The organism is Aquibacillus salsiterrae (assembly GCF_028416595.1).
Classification (GTDB): Bacteria; Bacillota; Bacilli; order Bacillales; family Amphibacillaceae; genus Aquibacillus_A; species Aquibacillus_A salsiterrae.
The window spans coordinates 103,697-128,125 of sequence record NZ_JAMQKC010000008.1 but is presented as its reverse complement, the minus strand read 5'-3'; the positions used below and the strand labels follow the sequence as shown (position 1 = coordinate 128,125).

The window sequence follows — 24,429 nt, the reverse complement described above, 5'->3', positions numbered from 1 at the left end:
AATCTAGCTTCGGTTCCCAATAGCTAGCGTATAGTTAATCCATCATTTCGCACTTGAAGTTCGAAGTGCTACATGCTGTCTTATCTATCCGTACGCTATTAAACAGTCGCCTACACTTTTTCTTTAAACATACTGGTTGTTTTGTTCAGTTTTCAAAGATCAATGTGTTTTTTATTATCGCTTCATCTCTCAGCGACATTTACTATCATATCACATCGTTTCGTAGAAGTCAACAACTAATTTATTCATTTCATATTTAGCTACCGAAATTGAAAGCTGAAATAATATATCACGAATACAGCTTGTCGTCAATCAATTAATGATATGTAGTTATAATCAACCTATCTATTGGTTATTTGTGATAATCCCAACGATTCGATCTTCTATTTAATCTCCAGACACTCCTAATAACCATTTTTGTTAAAGAATTTTAGCTGACTTAATATTTTCACCAATGATTTTCAAACGAATTCTCTAATTTCTTTACGGAAAAACAACTTTTTATTTCAAAACTATGGAAAAATAAACTGTTTTTTCTGTATGATAGTCTTATAGATTCGACAAAAAATTAAAAAGGAGTGTGAAGATGCTGAAACAACTACTGTCCGGGATGTTAGTTTTCGTTTTACTCGTTTCATCGTTACCAATAAAAACGGCTTGGGCATTTCCAGACGTGACACAGTATCAACGATTCATTACATACTTAACTGACAAAGACATCATAAAAGGCCGCCCAGATGGAACATTCGGTCCAACAGAAAGCGTGAAAAGGATTCAGGCCATTAAAATGATTTTAAATGACCTAGGTGTTCCTTTAACTGATGCACCAAATCCTAACCTTTCCGATGTTACACCATCTACAACTGACTATACCTATATCGCAACAGCAATGGAGCTTGGATTAATCAAGCCTCTTAATGGCAACCAATTCAAGGCTTACGAACCAATGACTCGTGGAGATATTGCCTATGCGATTGATCAAGCCTATAACCTTACCGGAAAATCGGCAACCACTTTTACAGATGTTACTGATGACTACTATGCGAAAGATTCCATTTATCATTTAGCAGCAAACAATATTACAAAGGGGTATCCAGATCAAACGTTTAAGCCAAACGAGACCCTTTCAAGACAACATTTCTCTGTTTTTCTAGCCAAAACAATTCAACCCGATTTTCGTGAGCAGGACGCGAGTAAAGTAACAGCTACGATAAACCGAGTAATAGATGGAGATACGGTTGTGGTTTCTATCGAAGGTGAAGTTAAAACTGTCCGTCTTTTGCTAGTGGATACTCCGGAAACAGTCGATCCATCACTACCTGTTCAACCATTTGGCAAGGAAGCTACTGATTTTGCAAAAGAAATACTACCAACCGGAAAAAAAGTAACAATAGAGTTTGATGGACCTAAAACAGATAAATATAATCGTTTATTAGCCTATCTTTGGGTTGGCGAAGATATTATGTTTAACCAATTATTACTTGAAGAGGGTCTAGCTCGTTATGCTTATGAATATGACCCACCGTATTTATATCAAGAGGACTTAATCAATGCCCAAACAAAAGCAAGAGATAAAGAAATTGGAATTTGGGGCATTGAAGGTTATGTAACAGAAGATGGATTTAATAAAGAGGAACAAGATGCTGTCCCTGTTGCGGCGGAGTCGGGTAGCACTAGCAACTATGAAGGACCATACGACCCATTTGGTCCCGACAAAAACTGTAGCGATTTCAACACCCAAGACGAGGCACAAGCATTTTTTGAGGCTGCAGGTGGACCTGACCAAGATCCTCACAATCTAGATGGTGATGGCAACGGGGTAGTTTGTGAAAGCTTACCGACGCAACCAGACGTCGTTTCAATTTCATCTTACTAAATACTTCCTGATCAAAAATGTATGGAGGCTGTCGAATGGTTACGACAGCCTTTTTTCTTAAAAAGATAAGGAAGTATAAAAGAACCAAGAACTGTCTAACTCTTGGCGCCTTACGCTTTACTTGCGGCCAATGAAACTGATTTACTCTTATCAGTTTCTATTCACATACAATTACCTGACGAATTATAGAGCCTTTTTTAACAAATCCTCGGTCTTTGACTGTAAACCCGGATGTAGCAATTGCACTCTCGATTTCCTCAAGGGAAATAACAACTAATTTCCGAGTAAAGCTGCGGGCACTTTTTAACATTGTGATTTTTTCTTGCTTCGATAGAACAGAACATAAGTTGTACGGCATATCGATAATAGCAACGTCATATTGTTCCGTTATATCTCTCATGTCTTTTAACAACACGTCAGTTTCATAGCCAAAGAATTTAATATTTTCGCGGACACCTTTCATAATAAGTGGGTTTCTATCATTACCTACTATATTAACCCCCATCGATAACGCTTCAATAAGGACAGTACCGATTCCACAACAAGGATCAATTGCCTTAATTCCTGTTGATCTAGGTATAGCAATATTGACTACGGCACGGGCCACCCGGGTGTTTAGCGCTGTCGAATACTGATGCGGTTTCTTTTGATGTGTTAGCCAAATCGATTTAGCCTCCTGATACAAACCGAATATCCACTGCCCATCAACATTCATCACAGCAAAACGTTTATCAGGGCTATCTAAACTTACTTCTCCACGCAAACAGAGCCCTACCTCCCGCTCTATCATGCGTCTCTCTTTAAAAGTTATCCTTTTTTGCCCAAACACATCATGCGGATTTACCAACACCACTTTAAATGTTCCATCTACACGTCCCGTTTTATTCACTTGCTCTTTTAGCTGCGAAAAGTTGCTTGCTTCATATAAAATTGTTAGCTGCTCCTTGATAAATGGACTCCTATTCGGGTCAATGTATCGTTCACTTTTAAGCATACCTGTGTTGGTATCCTTCCCAAAAAAGGCCCGCATCTCTAGCTTACAAAGCGACTTTTCCTCTTCAGCACAGGAATAGTTATAGATATACTGTTGGTTAAGATGATTCATAACTGTTCCTTTCCAAACTTGTATTAGTTTTATAATTATAAGCTGGTTTAGTCTAGAAAATCCAGTTAACGTATCATTTCTTTCGCATACATACTAATCTGCCCGGTTAAAATAGACACTACTCCCTAGGATAAAAAGAAGGAGCGGTCTAACAATGGAAGAAAAACAAATAAAAAAATCGATAATTCCGCTTGTTTTGGTGCTAGCGGGACTTGGTGTAATCAGTTTTTCCACTTACATTTTTATTAAAATCGGACAAGAGTTACTTAGTAAAGAAATAAATGCATTTGATTCAACCATTATAAACTTTTTAAAAACAATTGAAACTGACACCTTAGACTTAATTCTGTTATTTGTTACTGAGTTAGGTTCGGTTTGGTTTCTTACAACTATGTCAGTTGTTGTTATAGTATTACTATGGATCCGCGGCAAGGATGGTTTGGGGATTGCCATGTTTATTCTTGCAGTTGCGGGTGGAGCCATCATCACGAAAATACTGAAAGAACATTATAACAGAGGGAGACCCTCCATTAATCCGGAAATTGATGCAGTAGGTTTTAGTTTTCCAAGTGGGCATTCAATGGGATCGCTTATTTTTTATGGGTTTATGATTTACTTTATTATAAGAAGTAGACGATCGATTGTAATTAAATCGTTTCTATCTGCATTTTTCGGTTTTTTAATTATCGCAATTGGATTTAGTCGTATTTATTTAGGGGCACATTATCCTAGTGATGTCCTAGCAGGCTATTTAGCAGGAGCTGTATGGGTTATTCTCTGTATCCTTGGATTAGAATGGCTGGAATGGCAAACAAGGTATCACATTCGGCCCTTTCGTTCAATTCGAAAATTTTTCGCAAACAGAAACTAAAAGCAAAATCTCATTATTAAGATTATTTTTGACCTTAACGTAATAAACATACTCTATAGTAATCGAACGGAGATGACTACGCTTTGAAGAAAACCGTGAAGGGACTTTGCTTAGTTTTATTCCTACTACTCGCTTGGGGGATTATCGAACCTTACACAATTAACGTGGAAAACGAACAGGTTACCATTCCCAATCTTCCTGAAGAATGGGACGGGAAGAAAATAGCAGTAATTGGAGATTTTCAGATCGGAATGTGGATGGATAATAGTTGGACAATCAAACGTTCCATCGAAAAGATAATTAAAATGAAACCACAAGCAGTGTTATTACTCGGTGACTACCTTTATCATCCAGGCAACAATGGCGAAAAACAGATGGATAAAGTTGTGGAGTTACTAAAACCATTGCAACATGCAAAGATACCTACGTTCTCCGTACTAGGAAACCATGATTACGGGATGAGTAACTTAAACGATAAGTACAAGGAAGAGACAGCTAAACTAGTTGAAAACCGTTTAGAACAACTCGGTATAACTGTTGTTAAAAACGAAACACTGCAATTAAACATATCCAAAGATCAAGTAACTTTCGGCAAAAGAACAGACGCTTCACTAAATCTCGTTGGAATAGGTGCTACGTGGCCAAATCATGCAGACCCAGATAAAGTTTTTGATCATTTGTCGAAAGAAGACCCACGAATTGTATTCATGCATAACCCTGCTACCTATGACCAACTTGCAGCTTATGCTGCCCCACTCGCTATCGCTGGACATACTCATGGTAGTCAGGTAATGATACCGGTCCTGTCTGACTGGTTTTATTCGAATATTTTACATTATACTGGGATTTACTCATCAGGTTGGATTGAGGGACATGGACAGAGGGGGAACAGGCTTTATGTGAATCCAGGTATTGGATTTAGCAATTTTCCAATTCGAATTAATTGCCCCCCTGAAATAACAGTATTTGAATTAACAAGAGAAACGAGAAATAGATGATTTGATAGTACGGCTTCTCGTTTTTTGAAAGTAAGAAAGAAATTCCCAAAATATCTAGCTTCTGTTTTTCTTAAAATTGCTACAATAAACCAACAATTGTTTGTATTTGGGAGTATTTTGGATTAATTATAAGAACGAGCGCAGTATCTTTTTCCCTTTTTCTATTTCAGAGTTTTATCTAGGATGTCCAGGTTATATCTCATTTCAGCTGTTTTTCTAGCTGTGGTAAAATTCATACAGTACAACGTTGAAAGATTGTACACTAAAAACAGTTCAGGAGGAGATTACGATCTCATTTGAAATGGCACCAAAAGGAAAAACATGTAGATTAGTAGCAACAACTAAAGTAGGAGAGGATATTCACCTTTCCGTTCTTCATAACGAAAAAGGATTTGTTTACTTTCACTTAAGTGAAACAAACACTCAACCTAATGACATCAAAGATTATATTTCTGACCTGCAGCCCAAAATTCTTGCCGGAGCTTACCACTCTGAGTTAGTTGATATGACACAAGAAGAGATTTGTGTATAGAATAGTTGCTAAGCAAGAAATGCGTAAGTCGCGCGTCCTGCGCTAGACATCTCTTATCAAAAGAGCTAGAAGTTGCGTCCTATAAGCTATCACACTACTGAATCTCTTATTATGTAGCATGTTTATAAAATCAAGAGAGAATGAGCCAATAAGGTCCCATTCTCTCTTTTTTATTATTTGTTTATTTCTGGTGTCCAGCCCTTTAGAACATTTGTTACAGCAACGTATTTCTTATATAATGCGCGGGCTAATGCTATGTTGATTTATGCTCCAGGCAGGCTTGCATTCGGACTTGGTTGGCTGAATTTCGGCTTTTACTGTCCGAATTAGGCAGTAATTCGGACTCGATTGACTGAAATTCACCTGTTGCCATGGCCATCTTCTAGTCCTTAAAAGCACCAAACCATACGAAACATTAAATTTCATTCCGTTGTTCATTTGAAACTCCTCCATCATCGATTATAATGATAGTATTGACTTTAACTGTGGGGGCATTCTCATGTTTATGGAAGAACGAAAGGAAAAAATACTCGCATACATCAAGAATCAAACACGCGCTACCGTTCATGACTTAACCAGTTATTTTCAGGTATCTGAATCAACCATTCGGAGAGATTTGAAGGAATTAGAAGAATCGAACCACATTAAAAGAACACATGGTGGTGCCGTCTTAGCCCAAAGTGTAAGCTATGAGCAAACAATGCTTGAAAAAGAAAAGGAATTTGTTGAGGAGAAGCAAGCAATAGCAAGAAAAGCTGTAACCTTTATCGAACCAGGTGATACTATATTACTTGATTCCGGAACAACAACTTATGAACTTTCCAAAGAATTAAAAAGTTTACCTAAGCTATCTATTGTTACAAATTCTGTAGCAATCATGCAGGAACTTGCTAAAAACCCAAGCCATGATGTCATGTTACTAGGTGGTAGTTTCCGTAGAGAGACATCAGCCTTAGTTGGACCATTTGCAGAACAATCATTAAAAATGATTCGTATTGATAAGGCATTCATCGGGATTAATGGAATTGACCTAAAAGAAGGAATACTAACCACCCCCAATTTAATGGAAGCAACGATTAAACGTTTGATGATTGAACGCGCTAGACAATCGATTCTTTTAAGTGACCACAGTAAAGTAAATAAAGTTAATTTTGCTAAAGTAGCTGACCTAAACGATATTAATGATTATATCTTCGACGAGCTCCCCCTAGACGTTACTGAAAGAATAGAAAGCTATGGTGTTAATGTTCATCTTATCTAACCCAAAAATAGTCGCCAAAACGGCATTTAAAACTCCTCTAAACATGTTTAGAGGAGTTTATCGTTTTCAATTATCCTTTACAATCGATTCATAAATATCGTTCATAGTAAGTATTTTGCCACGTTCATCCTTGTAAACGATATGACTTTGATTAAACTGTGTAGGAGATTCAATTCCAGCAGCTGCTGCAAGTCTAAATAACGATTTTCGCATAGTGATCACATAATTAGCTGTTCGGTGTTTTTTTTCATCAATGACTAATGCTTTTTGCAAATCAGGGTCAGTCGTTGCTACTCCAACTGGACAGGCATTTGATTCACACTTTAATGCTTGAATACAACCAACAGTTATCATGAATGCACGTGCAATATTGACTAAATCGGCACCCATTGCTAACGCTATTGCAACACGGTCAGGTGAAAATAGCTTTCCAGAGGCGATCAGCTTCACCTTGTAACGAACACCATACTTTCTTAACGCATGGTCCACTAATGGTAAAGCAGATTTAATCGGTAAACCAACACTATCAGCAAGTTCTTGATATGACGCACCAGTTCCGCCTTCACCACCATCAATAGTGATAAAATCAGGGCTTATACCCGTCTCTTTTATATGCTTCGCTAATTCATCAGCTTCGGTTTGACTCCCTATGACGACTTTCATCCCTACCGGCTTGCCAGTAAACTTACGGATTTCTTCGATAAAACGAAAAAGAGATGGAAAATCATTAAATTCACGAAAACGATTCGGACTATCGATTGACTTGTAAGGTTCGACCATTCGTATTTTAGCAATTTCTTCGGTTACTTTTTCGCCATCAATATGTCCTCCTCTCGTTTTTGCACCTTGCGCCAACTTGATCTCGAAAGCTTTCACCTGTGGGATTTCACTCTTTTCTTTTAAGGCATCCCAACTAAAATTGCCTTGCTTGTCACGTACGCCAAACAGGCCAGGCCCAATTTGCATGATTAAATCTACTCCACCTTTTAAATGATAATCAGAAATACCGCCTTCTCCGGTATTCATCCATGCCCCTTGGGCCATACCAAGCCCTTCAGATAAAGCAGTAATCGCTCGCTTTCCAAGTGACCCATAACTCATTGCCGACATACCAATTTGTCCTTTAACCACAAAGGGATGCTTCAATTTTTCGCCAATAACAATGTAATTTTCCTTGTCTAATAAATAAGAAGAGGATCTCTCCTGCTCAAGTCTCTCCTCCCGTTGCGTAAAAAGCGGGTCTTTAATTAATAAATAACGATTAGTTGTGACCTCAGTATCCATGTCCATTTTTAATTCATCAGTTAACTTAGGAAACATGGAATTCCTTATATAAAAGCCAGCTTGCTCAAAATCACGCCTAGATCCAAAGCCAATAACGTCTCGCTTATATTTCGCCTTTTTCACTATATGTTGATAATCCACTCGTGAAAATGGTTTCCCTTCTAAATCATTATTAAATAAATATTGGCGCAATTCAGGTCCAATTTGTTCTAGGAAGTATCTAATCCGCCCTATGACTGGGTAATTCCGCAGAACTGGGTGCTGCTTTTGGTTACGATCAACAAAATATAAAAAGACACTAAGGCCAATAATGATAAAAACCACTAGTGCTAATACAATAAAGCTAATGATCGTCAGTAAATCCGCAATGTTCATATAGCTCCCTCCAAAAAAATATTTAGTACTATTATCCTTCCTCTTCCATCATTTTTTATTAAATCCGAGAATAGATGGTTTTAAGACGCTCGTCATGGCTGTCAGTGGATGTTGTTTCCCACCCCTCAAAAAAAGCGTAAGACAACTCGGGAGGGGTAGGCGCTGAAGCTTGGACGTGGCTGTCGCTGAATGTTATCCATGCTTGAATTTTTTTACACTTTCTTATCTTGTAAAAAAAACAGGTGGACACCTATCCATAGGTACCACCTGTTTTTTTATCGATTTTGGAAAAATTTCTCTGCCTTTTCTAAATATGGTTCTTGTTCTGGTGTCAAATCATATTCTTCCACAATTGCATCAACCGGGCATACAGCTGCACAGGCTGCACAATCAATACAAATATCTGGATCAATATAAAATTGACTTTTACCTTCCTCAATACAATCAACTGGACAAACAGTCACACATTCTCCTGCCTTTTCTATTTCGCATGGTTCTGTAATTACAAATGCCATGATACAATCCTCCTATTTTCAACAATTAGTATCTATTCTATTAATTCGTTCGTTTACTTTCTTAATGTGATCATTTCTGTTGCGAGCAGCTTAATTCGCTTTAGTACTTCTTCGTTAATTATTTCATTTTGGTCATCAAAGGAGTCATTATGAACAAATACATTGGATGTCGGAACTAACCCTTTCAAATAGGAAAGGATAGGTTTTAAATGATATTCAGAAACAAGAAAGTGCTTTTCCACTGCACCGGTTGTAACCATCCCAGTAACCTTGCCCTTAAATGCATCGACCGGAAAATGGTCGAATAAATTTTTCAACGCACCGGAAATGGACGCCTGATAAATAGGTGTCCCAAACACTAGTAAATCTGCTGATTGGATTTTGTTCACAACATCAAATGTATCCTGATTATAGTAAGCAAGTGGTTCGCCTGTAACAAACTCAACTTGATAATCTCTCAAATCTATTAATTCTGTCTCAATGGTTACATCGATTTCTTTGACCGCTTTTAAAACATGATGGATGACGACATTCGTTTTCCACCCAACTAATGAACCAGCTACACCAACAACTTTCACGGTTCTCCCTCCTTTTTTTACACTAGCCAATAGTTTAGATAAACGTAACCATTATCCCTACTATAACTAATGCCCCATTAACCGTTCGCCATCAATTTTATCTTTCTCCATTTGTTTAACTAAATCATCTAGTTCTGTGAACTTAACCTCGTCACGCATATAACGAAGAAAGGTAACTGATACTGTTTTATCATATAAATCACCTGAATAGTTTAGCAAATACGCTTCTATTAAATATCCTTTACCACTGACGGTAGGTCTGTATCCGGCACTAATTAGCACGTCATAATATTCAGTGATGTCTTTTTCATTATGAATACCTATCTGTCCAAGGTATACACCCGGTTTAGGGTTTACATAATCATCAACGTCACCTAAATTGACGGTAGGAAATCCAAGCTTTCTTCCCATCTTTTGCCCGTGAATAACTTTACCGGTAACCGTAAAAGGGCGTCCCAATACAGCGTGAACTGGTTCCATTAAACCCAATTCAACCCATTTTCGAATGCTTCTACCACTTATTTTTTCACCGTTCACCTTGACAAGTGGTACAACGATAACTTCAATACCTTTTTCATTGCATAACTGAATAAGTTCATCAGTACTTGATAAACCACCAGCACCAAACCTAAATCCCTCTCCAACTACTATTCGGTTAACATGTAACGGAGCTAAATGCTCGTTTACAAATTGCTCAGCAGTTGTTTTAGCATACTCTTTTGTAAATTCGATCCAATAACATCTACTTACACCAAATTGCTTCAATAGATGAAGCTTTTGGTTATCAGGGGTTAGCTTATGTTTAAATTCTTCTTTTTGCTTTAAAACCCATAGTGGATGAGCAGAAAAACTCATTACTGCCAAAAGTTCATTCGCTTCATCCATATAACTTTTTGCCGTTTGCAAGATTGCTTGATGGCCTTTATGAACGCCATCAAATTTACCAATGACAAGCGTTAGGGCTTTTGGATGATTAGACGCTTTTTCGTTTAGTTCAATAATTTCCATGGTCATCCCTTTTCTACAAAAATATAATGAAAAAACAAGGCACCTCTATCGTACCTTATTTTTTCATTATCTACTATTTTAGTGCTTTTTCAGAACTTTTCCCCAACTCATCCCAATTTATAATAGTAAAGAAGTTTTGATATTTGATCGAATCATTTAAAATCCGTATTCCGCTTCTTCCTTTTCTTCACGAATTTTTGTATAGGTTCTGGTTAGCAAAACCGTATCTTCCGCTAGTCTTTGTATTCTAAAGATAACATCGTCATTTGTTATTTCTTTTCGATAAAAATCGCTCTCTTCAATAAAAACAAACGTCTGAACTATCTGAGCTTTCATATATCCAAGTATCGGCTTTAATTGGTTTTCTGCAATCAAATAATGCTTAGAAGACCCCGCTGTAACAAGCATACTGACTACTTTATCGCGAAAAGCATTTACCGGAAGTAAGTCAAATATATTTTTAAGAGTCGCTGGTATTGAAGCTTGAAAAATTGGCGTACCAATAATGATTGCATCTGCGTCCATTATGGTTTGTGCTACATATTTGGTATCACCCTGATAATCCAAATAATTTCGTCCATCACTAAATTCAACTTTAAAATCAGCTAAATCTATCAATGTTACTTTTTCTTCAGGGTACTTTTCTTTCAGTTCCTTTACAACGGCATTCATCGCTGTTCTCGTTTTACTCCCGACGATAGAGCCAGATAATGCAACAATGTTCACTCACTAGTCCCCCTTAATTTTTTGCCGTATATTTCCTAATTGCTGGTAGAATTTCTGTTGCAATTAACTCAATATTTCTTTGAAGTCGTTCAAACGGAACTCCGCCAAAGTCAATTTGAGCAATATATCGCTGATGTCCATACACTTCATGCTGGTAGAGAATTTTCTCAATGATCTCTTGTGGACTTCCAATATTCATTACATTATGCGGGTCGATACCTTGGGCAAAATGCTGCTTAGGAAATCCTTGTCCATTTGTTTTTTTCATTCCTTCATTAATGTGTGGATACATATCTTTTAAGGCTTGTTGGGAAGTTTCTGCTGCATAGAAAAAGCCTGCTGTTGCAATAGGTAGATCGTCTGGATTATGCCCACCGCGTTGAGCTGCTTCTCGGTACGCATCGACCGTACGCTTAAATACCGTTACTGGCCCACCTAAGTGCGCCATATACATTGGCACCCCAGCATATCCTGCTTTAATTGCACTTGCAGGTGAACCACCTACAGCACGCCAAATGGGTAAAGATCCGTGTTTCGGCCGCGGTAGAACTCTTGCATCATTTAAAGGAGCACGAAATTCACCGCTCCAATTGACAACTTCATTTTCATTAATCTGTCTTAATAAATCAAATTTCTCCTCAAATAACTCCTCATAATCTCGGACATTATACCCAAGTAAATCAAACAGACCAATCCGAGAAGCGCGACCTGCAACAATTTCTGCCCTTCCTCCAGAAATTAAATCAAGCGTTGCAAAATTTTCATAAACACGAACAGGGTCTGATGTACTGATAATCGTTGATGAGCTTGCAATCTTAATGTTTTGCGTTGCTTGGGCAATTGCAGCAAGTACTACTGCGTGTGCTTGGGTAGCAAAATACTCTTGGTGACTTTCGCCGACACTAAAAAAATCAATTCCTGCTTGATCAGCAAGTTTTGCATATTCGATAATATCTTTAATTCTTTGTTCTTCTGAAATTCGCTCCCCAGTAACTGGATTCGGGAGGTGATCACCTAGCGTATAGATACCGAATTCCAATCCTTTACTACGGTCAATACGGTATTTCTCCATCTATGTCATCCTTTCTATTACTACAGGGCCTGATCTTGCCCAAAAAATTTGTAGAACATAAATCGTTGTCAACTTTTCGTTTTGCCATTACGATGTTATTATAGATGATAACAGACCAATGTATAAGTACGCACTTTAAAGTGGTATAGTATCAAAGAAGATACTTAGGAGGAATGAGCTTTGGAGAAAACGCCTGAACAATGTCGTGTCGAGGATGCATTAAGTATTCTAGTCGGTAAATGGAAGCCTATCATTTTACTTCATCTATTACAAAAAGGCACAAAACGTTTTAATGAGCTAAAGCGTAGTATGCCCGGAATCACACAAAAGATGTTAACAAAACAATTGCGAGAGTTAGAGGATGAAGACATTATTGAACGTGTTGTCTATCCACAAGTGCCACCAAAAGTAGAATATTCCATTACTGAATATGGAAAAAGTCTGGAACCTATCTTAGAAGCAATGCATGAATGGGGTAAGAACCATACAATCCACAAGATAAAAAAGCAAGGTCAGAGAAGCTCTTAATAATTACCATTGTTCAAGGCTATTTGATTGACCTGTTTTAAAATGTTTGTACAATGGGATTATGTGGATGTTAAATAACCGAGGAGGAGATTAACATGTTAAAAGAACTAAACGGACAAGATATTAACACACTAGTTCAAAACAACAAAAAGGCAATTGTATTAAAATTCAAGGCTGATTTATGAAGTACGTGTCAACAACTGGTTCCAGTTGTCAATGCAGTTTCTGAAGAATTAGCAGACCAGGCAGAGTTTTATAATGTTGATGTGAAAGAGCAAGCAGATATCGCACAAAAGTTCGATATTCAAAGTATCCCTGCTTTAGTATTATTTAAAGACGGTAAAGAAATTGACCGACTTTTGGGCAAAGCAACCGAAGAAGAAATTAAATCCTTCGTAACACAATAAGAAAAGTGAAAATCGCGCCTTGATCTAGGGGCAGCTCTTTGATTTTTTCAATCTTATCCAACTAGGAAAGGGACAGTCTTTTGACTGTCCCTTTTTAAAGATTAAAAATCAGGTTTTAGCGTAATGTTTTTAATGCCTTACTCCATGCAATCACTTGATCAAACATACTATTAACTGCATCAAGGTGATGATCTCCAGGCTTAAAGACACTAAAGTTTTCAAAATCTGTAAATAGGGATAATCCTACTTGTGAACGAACATCTGCTATCTGTAACTCACCCATAACCAACCGTAAATTCTCGACTGCACGAGCACCTCCTAAGCTACCAATCCCAACAAAACCACAAGCTTTGTTATTCCATTCTTTATACAAATAATCAATGGCATTCTTTAATGCTCCACTTGTTGCATGGTTGTATTCCGGGGTAACAAAAATAAATCCGTCAAAAGAATCAATTTTCTCAGCCCATTTTTTGGTATGCTCGTTTTGATATTGCCCCATCGATGGTGGCATAGCTTCATCCAACAATGGAAGGTTATAATCTGCGATGTCAACAAGTTCGAATTTAGCGTCTTCTCGCTGTTGTGCCAATTCATAGATCCATTTTGCTACTGCCTCTGAATTCCGTCCTGGTCGTGTACTACCTAAAATAATACCAATGTTCATATGTAGTGACCTCCTAATTTCTCTTTTTTGTTTAAAACACAAACTAAAGTATTCCCTATCAGCTCTATCTTAAACGTGCTTGCTTGTCTATCGATAACTTTTTTAAAATAAATAACAAAAAGATGGACATGATATTCTCTGATAACTCATGATGGAAGGGGTAATGATATGGATAAAATTGAAGTTGGTGAAATTTTCACGATAACAGATGAAACAGAAGAGGAACAAACCGTCGAAGTTATCGCTATCGTTACTTTGGATGAAATTGACTATATCGCTGTAAGCTTTTTGGAAGACCTACAGGATGGACACGAAGATGATATTGATATTTTCTTTCTAAAAGTAGATAACGATGGTGATTTGGACGCAATTGATAATGATGAGGAATTTGAAAAAGTATCTAAGGCATTTGATGATATATTAGCTGAAGAAAATGAGGAATAGCACGAAGACTAAAGGTTTCCGCTTTAGCGTAGCCTTTAGTCTTTTTACATAGGCGACGGATTAGATCATACAGGAAATATAAATATGGTTCTCTTATACGTCATTTGCCTAGTTTTACCTGTTGAATAAACCTTCATAGACAGATTTGAGTTCAGATTTGTTAAAAGTGTTGATGATACACCCCTTCACCGTTTTATTCCTATTCCTAAGGTCACGAATGACTGCCTGGAGCGCAAATCAACACAACAGTCATTATGGAGTTAATAACTATTGTTCAGAAAACAACAATCTTTTAAAAAAACAGCCTAATTAAAATAAAGTTGAAATACACTCGCTCCGAGCGTACAATCCTCACCCCAAAAAGAAGCAAATGCTCTCTATAAGAGTAGAGGTTTCTCCCCCCTAACTGTTTTCGTTATTTTTGCTTTGTCCATCCTAGTAATAATGATAAAATAAGTAATACGTAACTTATACAAAGTGGAGGGATTGGTCCTGAAAAAAATCCGCAACATCATTGTATTGGCTTTAATTGCCGCAACTTTTTGGAATTTCTATGGAGACACCTTTAATCGCTCTGGTGCGACTGGTGTACTTGAAGAAATCGGCAGTGATATCAATGACTTTAAGACTAACCCAAATGTAGTTGGAACTATTGAACAATTGAATCGAGAATTCCAAATTGTTTTTGGATGGATAAAGGATAAAGCAAACGATGAAAATGAACAAACTAATCAGACGAATCAACCTAATCCAAAAAAACCAGCATTAAGTGAACCACGCAGTCAGACCTTCTCCGTTCATAATATTGAACTAGGAACTCCACGTTCAGAAGTAGAACAAGAGGCAGGACAACCGAAACGAAAAACATTAAACGAGTATGGTGTGAATTGGGTTACCTATCACGAAAACTACCAAAATTTCTTTATGGCTGCTTACAATGAGGAAAATAAAGTTGTAGGCTTGTACACTAATCAAGATTTAATTGCTTCTAGTACTGGAATTAAATTATTTAGTACGAGAGATAATGTACGTAAAGCGTTTGGTGAACCTTTAAAAAGTATTAAAAAAGGCTTGACCCTGTACCAAATTCAAAATGAACAAGAATATGACGTATTTTTACTTGATAATAATTATGTTACGATTTTTTATGATATACAAAACGAAACAACTGTTACTGCTATTCAAATTATTGATGGCAACCTTGAAAAAGAAAAACAAGGCTTTTTTGGAGACCCGAGCAACAAACTAAGAGAAGGATTTGAATACCAGCTTTTTGATTTAACTAATGCAATTAGAGTGAGAAATGGTCTGTCTCCATTAACTTGGTCAGAACCAGCAAGAAAGACTGCGCGCAATCATAGTATAGATATGGCGGAGAACAATTACTTTGGACACACCAACCCGCAAGGTCAATCCCCTTTTAATCGAATGGATGAGGATAATATATCCTTTTGGACAGCTGGAGAGAATTTGGCCATGGGACAATCAAGTAGTATTTTTGCTAATGAAGGCTTAATGAATTCACCTGGGCATAGGAAAATCATTTTAAAAGAGGACTTTGAAATGCTTTCTGTTGGAGTTGCCTTTAACAAAGAAGACCAACCATACTATACTGAAACCTTTTACGCAGAATAGAATAATGACGCTGTATTGTCCAGTTTGTTGTACGATTACTATTTCTTTAGTTGAAAATTTAGTGCTGGATTTATTGCTAATAAACGGAGTAAACAGCTCTTAATGAATGCTTTTAAAGCATAAACGCTTGGATAGAAATATTTCTATCCAAGCGTTTTACTACTATTTATAGTTAACTTTTACGTCCAGAACGTTGCATGCCATAAATCCTTTTTCCGGTATGTCGTGCCTTAAACATTAGTTCAGCTAAAAATAAGTATTATGATGATTAGATACTTAGTATTTCCCTAATTTCATCCTCTGTGATGCTTGAAAGCATTTCCTCACCTGGTTGAATTACTTTTTCAATTAACTCTTTTTTTCGTTGTTGGAGCTGATAGATTTTTTCTTCAATTGTTCCTTTTGTTAACAATCGAATAACTTGCACAACGTTTTTTTGACCCATACGATGTGCTCTACCAGCAGCTTGTTCTTCAATTGCCGGATTCCACCATAGATCATATAAAATAACAGTATCTGCACCAGTAAGATTTAGTCCTGTTCCTCCTGCTTTCAAGGAAATGAGAAAAACATCCTTTTCCCCCTGATTAAAGCGATTGACCATTTCAAGACGCTCTTTAGATGGTGTCTGGCCGTCGATATAAAAGAAATCAATCCCTTCTTTTAATAATTCTTCTCGAATAATATGGAGCATGCTAGTAAATTGTGAAAAAATCAGCATTCTCTTTTCATTTTCTTTGGCATTAAGGACAATTTCCTTTAATTGCTCAAGTTTCCCCGAGGTCCCCTGGTAATTATCAATAAAGAGTGAGGGGTGACAACATAACTGTCTTAGTCTCGTTAATCCAGCAAGAATCTTAATTCGACTTTTATTTAATCCATTACTATCTAAAGATTCCTTAGTCTCTTGTTGAATTCTTTCTAAATATCCAATATATAATCCTTTTTGTTCATTAGTTAGTTCAGATATATTGGTAGTCTCAATCTTATCTGGTAGTTCGGTTAAGACATCCTTTTTCAACCGCCTTAAGATAAACGGTCGGGCCATCCGGGAAATTTTACCCTCGTCAAGTTTACGGAATGTTGCTTGGGCTGGGAAAAAACCAGGTAAAATTGCCTGAAATATGGCCCATAGCTCATCAAGTGAATTTTCAATGGGGGTTCCACTTAATGCAAATCGTTTATTCGCCTTAATACTTCGTACCGCTTTAGACGTTTTTGTTGCCGCATTTTTAATCGCCTGTGCTTCATCGAGAAAATACGTACTAAATTGATGCTCTTTATACCAATCAATGTCTTGCCTTAATGTCGGATAAGAAGTAATCCATACATCCGGCATTACTTCTTTTGACAAAATTGCTTGGCGTTCTGTAGGTGTTCCAATTACGACTTCCACATGTAAGCTAGGTGCAAATTTTTCAAACTCAGCCTGCCAATTGTAGACAAGAGAAGCAGGAGCAACAATTAATGCTGATTTTCTTTCTTGTTCTGATTGACGTTCTCGCTCTGCTAATAAAAATGCAATACTCTGTAGTGTTTTACCTAATCCCATATCATCAGCAAGAATTCCGCCAAGGGAATAATGAGCTAACGTGCTCAGCCATTGAAAACCAACCTCTTGGTAATCTCTTAATTCCGCCTGTAGCTGCTCAGGTATATTGAAATCTAATTGGTCTGGGTTTCTCAATTGTTGAATCAAACGACGAAATTGTTTGCCCAACCGAACCCTGTGCTTACTCCCCTCATTAAGGATATCCTCAACCTGCAGGGCACGATATGCTGGTAGTTGCATTGTTTGGTCAACAATATCTGCTTTACTGATGTTTAAATCTGTGTATAGCTTACCGATTTGTTCGAATTGCTCATTTCCCTCAATCGCAACGAATGCACCGGACGGTAACCGGTAATATTTTCTCTTTTCTACAACTGATTGTAGTACTTGTTGGATTTGTTCTGGATCGATATCCTTCATGTCAAAACTGACATTCAAAAAACCACCATCTGGATTAAAATCGAACGTCGTCTCAGGTGTCTGACTTTCCGGTAACAGGAACCCCTTTGCTTGGCTAGTTAAAAATATATCTACTTTTTGCTCAAGGTAAGGTAGTGTATGAAAAAGGAAGAAATATATTTCATCTTCGCCATCAACATATAGCTTCTTCCCGTTGTATTTTAACGATGCATGTTCAATTGCTGTCATAATTTCTTGTTCACGCATAGCATCGCGAATAATTAGTTGATTTTGTTCCGTTACCTCCGCTATGTCTTGCTGAAACGGATTAATTTTTATGTCTCCATAATGATACTCCACTTCTACCTGCAAAGTATCTTCCTCACGATCAACATACATTTTCGCCTCTAACGGATACTGTCTTATTTGGTTAGATACCTCGTCTGTTATTTCAAGACTCCCTACTTTTCTCAAGTGCGGAATGACAATAGATAAAAAGGACTCCATTTGTTCTTTATTTATCGAAATCGACTTTCGCTCAGAGAACCTCGCACTAGACCTCACCAACCCATTTTCAAGTTCCTGTAAAATTGATTGTTGATCCGCTGTTAATTTATAAAGAGCCCCGTTGACAAGCACATAACGATAAGCCTCAAACATAGTAGCTTCCATTAGTTCTGTTGCATCGAAATAAAAATCGTCCGCTGCCCCTTTATCCAGTTTAAATGTAAAAGGTGGCTCACTTCCCATTAGTGGAATACGCGGAAAAACGCCTTTACTAATCTCGTGGAAACTATAATTTGTGTTTTGCAAATTGGCTAAGAGATCATCCACTAACATCGGCGGGATAATCACTTCTCGGTTATCCTTTTGAAAATTTGAACCAGTATAGGCTAACTCATTCATAGCCATACTGTGCAACATCGTCATTACAGCCATATCTGAAGCGCTAATGGCATGCTCTGTAGGGTCGTAGGAAAAGCTATTTGTGAAAAAATAGGATTTACGTTGGTCTACCGCAGACAAAAAGCCTCGCAAATCCTTTACAACGTAGGTGCGTTTAGGTCCTATTTTCATTTCAATTGTCCATAAACTTGGTTTGATATATTGGGATTGTGTTTTAATGATAAATTCAGCTTGAAGCTGTTGTTTCTGTACTAACTCCTGTCGATGGTAAGCATCGGTTTGTTGCAAACTAGAAAAAGCATTGACGAAATAATTAATTGCTTCGTGATTTTTTTCCTGCAAATAAGAATTAGCAAGGAAAGGATTGGCTTTAAGCTTATTTTCGATTGCTAAAAGGCAAGCGACAACATGCTTGCATTCACCATATTGATATATGGCCATACAATTACAGTTATAATTAATCCTTGCTTCGTCATCTGTAACAATGACATTATATGTTTCCGTTCCAACGACTTTGCCCTGCCAAGTTCGGTCATCACTATTATAGTGAAGATCTTTGACACGTCCTTGTTTAAAATAGCTTTGACCACGGCGGAAAAACACTTCGTCAAAATGATTGCGAATGTCTTCTAAATGAATTGTCATATAATAATCTCTACTTTCATACCATGTTAACTTTTGATTATACAAGATAAATGTTACATTATCTACTAACTCATTGCTTTTGCCAGAAATTCCTGAAGTTTACTGTTCCTACTAAAGTAAAATACCTATAGGTTTAGAAGTAACGATAGTAAGATTAACATCTAGTGACACAATAAGAGTAACTAATTTTTAGAGGGAGAGATGAACGATTGTCTTGGCAAAAGCAACTGTTAAGTATAATAACAAAAGCTAAAGATGAAAATATCGCAGTAGCTGTTGATACTTCAACAAATGAATATCCTATTGATACCATCAGAAATATTATTTCACTATTTAATGAAGTGAAAGCAAACACTCCTCTTGTGTTCGCTGATTTCAAAATAAGGGAAATTACCGATACTGGACATGCAAAACAAATTCCATTTATGAACCATGGAAAGGCATCTTACACTGAATCTTTAGAGTGGGCAAAAGAAAATAAAATTGATAAATTATTTTATATTACAGATGTCACAGGGTATTTTTGGGAAGATCTTAAAGTGGATTACGACATTTTTTGGTTGATTCCGGATCAATTCAAACCAAAAATCCCATTTGGTAAAAGCTTAAATCTTGTATAGTAAGAAAAGCGAAGAGCGCCTTGCCCAGCCTAAGGCACTGAAACTAGACAGCCAGACAGCCAAAGTCTGGCTTTTTTCTATACTTCTTGTATATCAAATGAGTTTATATGGTCAGTGTCAGGATTATAGATAACATTCCCTTTAATTCTTTTTATTTCCTGTGTTGCTTGCGATTTTAAGAAAAAGTGATAAGTCTCCTTTATTTGACGTTCGGAAAGGCTCACTCTCTTTATAAAATTATAGTCTGTCACATTGTAGTTTGGATACGCAGTTTGGGTTATCTCTAATAAATACTTCCCCCACCTTTCCTCTTCAAGCTGTGGATTTGGTTCCAATGTAACATTTAGTATTCCAACCGAAAGATCAGCGCCTAATGCCTCAAATGCTTGACGATGAAGATTGATTTTATTGCGCGGAAATCCTGGTACTTTATCTACAACTGTAACGATAACCTCCCTTTGTGGGAGATGACTATTTCTTACTTTTATCGTTTGACCACATCTATAGGTTGTTTCTGTACCGACAGAAGCAGTCATATATTCATTTGTTGACCAAGGAATGCCACATTGTGTGATAGGCCCACCTTCCGTCCATGTTGCTTGACCGTTAACAACGCGTAGATAGTTAGATTCCTCCATGTTATACGGATGTCTAAAAAATTTTGTATAACCTGGTGAAACATATGGATTAATCGCGGTCCCGTTCGGGTAATAATTGTTCCAATACATAAGCCTTCCCCCTGTTCTTATTAGCATACTATAGCCTATGTTTAAACATGAAAATTGGAGACGATTATTATTTAACAAAAGCTGGATGATATCCACCCTTGGATTTTTTTTACTTCCTTAACTTTAAACAAAAGCGCAAGACACGCCATGCTTTGCATCTCCTTTAATTTTCTTTCCTATCTGGTTAGAAAAAAATTAGGTCTAGTTTCAAAGGTTGGACCATATTATATAGTAACCCCAAACTTTAAAAGGAGTGGATATAATGCAAAATGCGCTTTTCACAGACATCGGAGAGAAAGATCTGATCGGAGGCGCAAGTTATTTAAAATACTTAATGCAGTACCCGAACGGCTGTTACATGAAATTTAGAGGATTTTCCCCAAAACAAACAAAACCACCAAACTGTGTCTTTGACATTCTTCGTAAGGGGTCACCTCCTATCCCAATTATTTTCTTCATCTGTCCGCATATTTGCTGAAAAGATTCTCCACCTTTGTCTCTTCAACATCTAATTACCTTCACGCTCATCGATATGTTTCTTTCGAAAGATTACCAATTCACCTAATGCCCATTGATTCATATGATATATCATAATAACTGTAGAAAGGAACAGTGGGCTTATCATGGATTATCAACCATCAAATTATTTAAATAGTAACGTTCACCTAGATAAAAATCGTCTCTTTTTTAATAAATGGGAAATGTATAAATTATTAGCTCCACATCGACTTCCTTTTCGAATCCCATATACAGCATTATTTTCCAAACAATCGCTGCATTATTTTGTCTACCAACAGGCCCCATTTTATATAAAGCCAATAGACACGTGGGCAGGTAAGAAAATAGCACGAATTACACCAGAATATGGTGGATATACCTTTCAGCTACCGAATGGGGATAGTCATTATTTGCCTAGTGAGGGAGAATTACTGCAACAATTACTACACTATTATTCACACACGCACACAATCATTCAAGAACATGCGCCGATTCTTCCTTTTAATAACAGGTCAATCGATATTCGTGTTCATATGCAACGTGATAAAAGTGGTTATTGGTTATATGCAGGTGATTTGGTTCGCATTGGTGGAGAAGATGCAATTGTATCTAATTTGTTTTCCAAAGGCGGAGGAGTCGCCGATACTAATTTTGTCTTAAGTAACATGTTTAATTACTACCAAGTCAATCTAATAAAAAAGAATCTTAAAAAATCAGGCTTTGCTATCGCCAACCTTCTTGATTACTATTACCATTTTATTGATATTGGTGCTGATTTCAGCGTTGACCACGAGGGAAACTTATGGTTGTTGGAGGTTAACACAAATGACAAAAACGGTCGACCTTCCTATGACCTTTTTAAAGAGCTTCCGAATAAAACAATGCACAAACAAATGGTAGCAAAAGACAAAGAAAGAAAACGATTTTGGAAGAAAAAAAACTAGCTAAGGGCGATGCTCTTAGCTTTTTATTCTTTATATGTTTATCACAATAATTTTTGTCGACACTGTATTACATATATTTACATTTTCAGACAAGTTGCGCCAAATGAAGGAAGTTGGTTATGATGAACACATTCACACAAATTTTGTTGCTTGAAGTTGGAAAAACAGTCATTTTCCTTATACTCTTCGTTATTGTTTACTCCAGAAAATCATAACATTCTCTCCCTACCCTCATCCCTATAAATTCCTTTTATGTAACCCATACACCATGCCATACCGTCGAAACAAGACGACATCTTGTTTCCGCGATGTCAATTCATTGATTATTCTCTGTTCAGTGAGACGGTTCACTGTTTTCTAAAAACAAGATAAACAAAGCTATCTTTTCCCATTCCATTGTTGGTGTAGTAAACTAGTGATAGTAAATTTTAATAGAGGAGTTGGAATAAATGGAATATGTTAGACTTGGATCAACTGGGTTAGAAGTATCACGGATTTGCCTTGGTTGTATGAGTTACGGTGAACCTAATAGAGGAAATCACGCTTGGACACTCAATGAAGCGGAAAGTAGACCATTTATAAAAAAGGCTCTAGAGCTTGGCATAAACTTTTTTGACACAGCTAATGTATACTCCAATGGCTCTAGTGAAGAAATAGTTGGGCGCGCATTGAAAGACTACGCAAAACGGGAAGAAGTTGTGATAGCAACAAAAGTTCACGGGAGCATGCGAAAGGGTCCAAATGGAGCTGGATTATCCCGCAAAGCAATCATGGCTGAAATTGACAACAGTTTACAAAGGCTAGGTACTGATTACGTGGACCTTTATCAAATCCATCGTTGGGATTACCACACTCCTATCGAGGAAACAATGGAGGCACTTCATGATCTAGTTAAAGCTGGAAAAGTAAGATACATAGGGGCCTCCTCCATGTTTGCATGGCAATTTCTAAAAGCAAATCATATTGCCCAACAAAATGGTTGGACACGCTTTGTTACTATGCAAAATTACTTAAACCTGTTATATCGCGAGGAAGAAAGAGAAATGCTACCGCTATGTAAAGAAGAAAACATTGGTGTCTTACCTTGGAGTCCAATGGCTCGTGGTCGTTTAACACGAGATTGGGAAGAATCAAGCTCTAGAAAAGAAAGTGATGAGTTTGGGAAAATGCTTTATTCGCAAATGGAAGCAGCAGACCGTGAAGTTGTAGAACAGGTAAAAGAGGTTGCACAAAATCGTGGCATCCCTCGTGCACAGGTTGCCCTGGCATGGGTCCTAGACAAAAAGCCTGTTACTTCACCAATTGTTGGTGCAACAAAGCTTCACCACCTTGAGGACGCAGTCGCTGCAGTTAATGTGAAATTGTCCGATGAGGAAAGAGCAAAGCTCGAAAAACCATATGTGCCACACCCTATACTTGGGTTTTCATAAACCTCTAGAACTTAGCAATCGTTAACCTGACTAATGTTCCAAGCGGACTCGTTTCAACAAGCTGAAACATCGTAGTTCCAAAACCCTCAAACTATTTAAGGATTAAACAAAGCCACTCTGACTTCATCTTTTCAAAATCTGAGAAGATGAGTGGAGTGGCCTTGTTGTCAAAGCAAATAGATTAATACACAGAAAAAGTGTGCGATTGTACCAGCAATTACAAATAGATGCCAAATGGCGTGGTGATACTTAAAACCTCTCCATACATAAAACAAAGCACCAATTGTGTAAAACGCTCCCCCTAATACGAGCAATATCACGCCATTTCGCGCTACATTATCAACAATTTGATTCCAACCAAACACAATTAACCAACCCATTACCACATAAAGAATTGTTGAGGTAAATAGGTATTTTTTCACAAAAAAAACTTTAAACACGGTTCCACCAATAGCTAAACCCCAAACAATACCAAATAATGTCCAACCTAGGGCTCCCTTTATTGCTAGAAATGTAAAGGGTGTATATGTCCCTGCAATAAATAAGTAGATGGACGAATGGTCAAATATTTCAAACAAATCTTTTGCCTTCCCTGGTGGAAGAGCATGAACCATGGTCGAAGACGTATATAAAATTAGCATAGTAGCGCCAAACACCGTGAAGCTAACTACATGCCATGCTGTACCGTACAATGTAGACGATACAATTAATACGACCAAACCAACGATACTAAGCAATGCACCAACACCATGTGTGATTGCATTGGCTACTTCTTCGCCTTTTGTAAATGTATGTGTCTCAGCCACCTAACTCCCCCTCCGTTTA

General features: G+C 37.3%; 23 protein-coding genes. 12 read left to right on the top strand and 11 right to left on the bottom strand.

All coding sequences use genetic code 11. The features are described from left to right. Positions 1-586: 586 nt before the first annotated feature. A complete protein-coding gene (locus NC799_RS11060; RefSeq protein ID WP_272446497.1) occupies positions 587-1,876 on the top strand; it encodes a thermonuclease family protein in 1,290 nt (429 codons plus the stop codon). A 157-nt stretch (positions 1,877-2,033) separates the two neighbouring features. Here NC799_RS11060 and NC799_RS11055 read toward each other — a convergent pair whose 3' ends face one another. Then, the gene (locus NC799_RS11055) at positions 2,034-2,981 is read right to left on the bottom strand and encodes a TRM11 family SAM-dependent methyltransferase (RefSeq protein WP_272446496.1); all 948 of its coding nucleotides are present in this window, start codon (positions 2,979-2,981) and stop codon (positions 2,034-2,036) included. Positions 2,982-3,135: 154 nt separating this feature from the next. On the opposite strand from NC799_RS11055, the gene NC799_RS11050 reads away from it, so the two are divergent. The 4 genes from NC799_RS11050 to NC799_RS11035 all read left to right on the top strand — a co-directional run bounded on the left by NC799_RS11050 (position 3,136) and on the right by NC799_RS11035 (position 6,643). Then, complete coding sequence (locus tag NC799_RS11050; protein ID WP_272446495.1) at positions 3,136-3,852, top strand: phosphatase PAP2 family protein; 717 nt, start codon at positions 3,136-3,138, stop codon at positions 3,850-3,852. An 83-nt stretch (positions 3,853-3,935) separates the two neighbouring features. Beyond that, positions 3,936-4,850, top strand: a complete 915-nt coding sequence (locus tag NC799_RS11045) for a metallophosphoesterase (RefSeq protein WP_272446494.1) — start codon at positions 3,936-3,938, stop codon at positions 4,848-4,850. Between the two features lie 247 nt (positions 4,851-5,097). Next, on the top strand, positions 5,098-5,382 hold the full coding sequence (locus NC799_RS11040) for a hypothetical protein (protein ID WP_272446493.1): 285 nt from the start codon (positions 5,098-5,100) through the stop codon (positions 5,380-5,382). 499 nt (positions 5,383-5,881) lie between these two features. After that, the gene (locus tag NC799_RS11035) at positions 5,882-6,643 is read left to right on the top strand and encodes a DeoR/GlpR family DNA-binding transcription regulator (RefSeq protein WP_272446492.1); all 762 of its coding nucleotides are present in this window, start codon (positions 5,882-5,884) and stop codon (positions 6,641-6,643) included. Between the two features lie 66 nt (positions 6,644-6,709). Here the strand turns inward: NC799_RS11035 and NC799_RS11030 are convergent, their stop codons facing one another. The 6 genes from NC799_RS11030 to NC799_RS11005 all read right to left on the bottom strand — a co-directional run bounded on the left by NC799_RS11030 (position 6,710) and on the right by NC799_RS11005 (position 12,201). Continuing rightward, complete coding sequence (locus NC799_RS11030) at positions 6,710-8,302, bottom strand: FMN-binding glutamate synthase family protein (RefSeq protein WP_272446491.1); 1,593 nt, start codon at positions 8,300-8,302, stop codon at positions 6,710-6,712. 275 nt (positions 8,303-8,577) lie between these two features. After that, complete coding sequence (locus NC799_RS11025; protein WP_272446490.1) at positions 8,578-8,817, bottom strand: indolepyruvate ferredoxin oxidoreductase subunit alpha; 240 nt, start codon at positions 8,815-8,817, stop codon at positions 8,578-8,580. 53 nt (positions 8,818-8,870) lie between these two features. Continuing rightward, the gene (locus tag NC799_RS11020) at positions 8,871-9,395 is read right to left on the bottom strand and encodes an NADPH-dependent FMN reductase (RefSeq protein ID WP_272446489.1); all 525 of its coding nucleotides are present in this window, start codon (positions 9,393-9,395) and stop codon (positions 8,871-8,873) included. A 66-nt stretch (positions 9,396-9,461) separates the two neighbouring features. Then, positions 9,462-10,403, bottom strand: coding sequence for a bifunctional riboflavin kinase/FAD synthetase (locus tag NC799_RS11015; protein ID WP_272446488.1), 942 nt, complete (start codon positions 10,401-10,403; stop codon positions 9,462-9,464). 156 nt (positions 10,404-10,559) lie between these two features. After that, the gene (locus NC799_RS11010) at positions 10,560-11,129 is read right to left on the bottom strand and encodes an NADPH-dependent FMN reductase (RefSeq protein ID WP_272446487.1); all 570 of its coding nucleotides are present in this window, start codon (positions 11,127-11,129) and stop codon (positions 10,560-10,562) included. A 13-nt stretch (positions 11,130-11,142) separates the two neighbouring features. Next, positions 11,143-12,201, bottom strand: coding sequence for an LLM class flavin-dependent oxidoreductase (locus NC799_RS11005; protein ID WP_272446486.1), 1,059 nt, complete (start codon positions 12,199-12,201; stop codon positions 11,143-11,145). 180 nt (positions 12,202-12,381) lie between these two features. On the opposite strand from NC799_RS11005, the gene NC799_RS11000 reads away from it, so the two are divergent. Continuing rightward, on the top strand, positions 12,382-12,729 hold the full coding sequence (locus NC799_RS11000) for a winged helix-turn-helix transcriptional regulator (protein WP_272446485.1): 348 nt from the start codon (positions 12,382-12,384) through the stop codon (positions 12,727-12,729). Between the two features lie 200 nt (positions 12,730-12,929). Further along, the gene (locus tag NC799_RS10995) at positions 12,930-13,136 is read left to right on the top strand and encodes a thioredoxin family protein (protein WP_272446501.1); all 207 of its coding nucleotides are present in this window, start codon (positions 12,930-12,932) and stop codon (positions 13,134-13,136) included. Positions 13,137-13,251: 115 nt separating this feature from the next. Here the strand turns inward: NC799_RS10995 and NC799_RS10990 are convergent, their stop codons facing one another. Further along, a complete protein-coding gene (locus NC799_RS10990) occupies positions 13,252-13,803 on the bottom strand; it encodes an NADPH-dependent FMN reductase (protein ID WP_272446484.1) in 552 nt (183 codons plus the stop codon). A gap of 168 nt (positions 13,804-13,971) precedes the next feature. Here NC799_RS10990 and NC799_RS10985 point away from each other — a divergent pair, with 168 nt between their 5' ends. Further along, positions 13,972-14,247: a DUF1292 domain-containing protein gene (locus NC799_RS10985; RefSeq protein ID WP_272446483.1), complete on the top strand. Its 276-nt coding sequence runs from the start codon at positions 13,972-13,974 to the stop codon at positions 14,245-14,247. A gap of 486 nt (positions 14,248-14,733) precedes the next feature. Next, the gene (locus NC799_RS10980) at positions 14,734-15,882 is read left to right on the top strand and encodes a CAP domain-containing protein (RefSeq protein ID WP_272446482.1); all 1,149 of its coding nucleotides are present in this window, start codon (positions 14,734-14,736) and stop codon (positions 15,880-15,882) included. A gap of 268 nt (positions 15,883-16,150) precedes the next feature. Here the strand turns inward: NC799_RS10980 and NC799_RS10975 are convergent, their stop codons facing one another. Next, complete coding sequence (locus tag NC799_RS10975; protein ID WP_272446481.1) at positions 16,151-19,384, bottom strand: DEAD/DEAH box helicase; 3,234 nt, start codon at positions 19,382-19,384, stop codon at positions 16,151-16,153. A 209-nt stretch (positions 19,385-19,593) separates the two neighbouring features. Here NC799_RS10975 and NC799_RS10970 point away from each other — a divergent pair, with 209 nt between their 5' ends. Beyond that, positions 19,594-20,004, top strand: coding sequence for a VWA-like domain-containing protein (locus NC799_RS10970; protein WP_272446480.1), 411 nt, complete (start codon positions 19,594-19,596; stop codon positions 20,002-20,004). Between the two features lie 77 nt (positions 20,005-20,081). On the opposite strand, the gene NC799_RS10965 is transcribed toward NC799_RS10970, so the two are convergent. Beyond that, positions 20,082-20,732 carry a DUF3889 domain-containing protein gene (locus tag NC799_RS10965; protein ID WP_272446479.1) on the bottom strand — a complete coding sequence of 217 codons (651 nt, stop codon included), beginning with the start codon at positions 20,730-20,732 and terminating at the stop codon, positions 20,082-20,084. A gap of 623 nt (positions 20,733-21,355) precedes the next feature. Here NC799_RS10965 and NC799_RS10960 point away from each other — a divergent pair. Both NC799_RS10960 and NC799_RS10955 read left to right on the top strand, forming a co-directional pair. Continuing rightward, the gene (locus NC799_RS10960) at positions 21,356-22,174 is read left to right on the top strand and encodes a YheC/YheD family protein (protein WP_272446478.1); all 819 of its coding nucleotides are present in this window, start codon (positions 21,356-21,358) and stop codon (positions 22,172-22,174) included. Between the two features lie 449 nt (positions 22,175-22,623). Next, the gene (locus NC799_RS10955; protein WP_272446477.1) at positions 22,624-23,604 is read left to right on the top strand and encodes an aldo/keto reductase; all 981 of its coding nucleotides are present in this window, start codon (positions 22,624-22,626) and stop codon (positions 23,602-23,604) included. A gap of 167 nt (positions 23,605-23,771) precedes the next feature. On the opposite strand, the gene trhA is transcribed toward NC799_RS10955, so the two are convergent. Next, positions 23,772-24,410, bottom strand: a complete 639-nt coding sequence (gene trhA / locus NC799_RS10950) for a PAQR family membrane homeostasis protein TrhA (protein WP_272446476.1) — start codon at positions 24,408-24,410, stop codon at positions 23,772-23,774. Positions 24,411-24,429: the final 19 nt, after the last annotated feature.

Coding starts and splice junctions, on each gene's coding strand:
- NC799_RS11060 (WP_272446497.1), top strand. CDS start 587: ATGCTGAAACAACTACTGTCCGGGATGTTAGTTTTCGTTTTACTCGTT.
- NC799_RS11055 (WP_272446496.1), bottom strand. CDS start 2,981: ATGAATCATCTTAACCAACAGTATATCTATAACTATTCCTGTGCTGAA.
- NC799_RS11050 (WP_272446495.1), top strand. CDS start 3,136: ATGGAAGAAAAACAAATAAAAAAATCGATAATTCCGCTTGTTTTGGTG.
- NC799_RS11035 (WP_272446492.1), top strand. CDS start 5,882: ATGTTTATGGAAGAACGAAAGGAAAAAATACTCGCATACATCAAGAAT.
- NC799_RS11030 (WP_272446491.1), bottom strand. CDS start 8,302: ATGAACATTGCGGATTTACTGACGATCATTAGCTTTATTGTATTAGCA.
- NC799_RS11025 (WP_272446490.1), bottom strand. CDS start 8,817: ATGGCATTTGTAATTACAGAACCATGCGAAATAGAAAAGGCAGGAGAA.
- NC799_RS11015 (WP_272446488.1), bottom strand. CDS start 10,403: ATGGAAATTATTGAACTAAACGAAAAAGCGTCTAATCATCCAAAAGCC.
- NC799_RS11005 (WP_272446486.1), bottom strand. CDS start 12,201: ATGGAGAAATACCGTATTGACCGTAGTAAAGGATTGGAATTCGGTATC.
- NC799_RS10990 (WP_272446484.1), bottom strand. CDS start 13,803: ATGAACATTGGTATTATTTTAGGTAGTACACGACCAGGACGGAATTCA.
- NC799_RS10985 (WP_272446483.1), top strand. CDS start 13,972: ATGGATAAAATTGAAGTTGGTGAAATTTTCACGATAACAGATGAAACA.
- NC799_RS10975 (WP_272446481.1), bottom strand. CDS start 19,384: ATGACAATTCATTTAGAAGACATTCGCAATCATTTTGACGAAGTGTTT.
- NC799_RS10965 (WP_272446479.1), bottom strand. CDS start 20,732: ATGTATTGGAACAATTATTACCCGAACGGGACCGCGATTAATCCATAT.
- NC799_RS10960 (WP_272446478.1), top strand. CDS start 21,356: ATGGATTATCAACCATCAAATTATTTAAATAGTAACGTTCACCTAGAT.
- NC799_RS10955 (WP_272446477.1), top strand. CDS start 22,624: ATGGAATATGTTAGACTTGGATCAACTGGGTTAGAAGTATCACGGATT.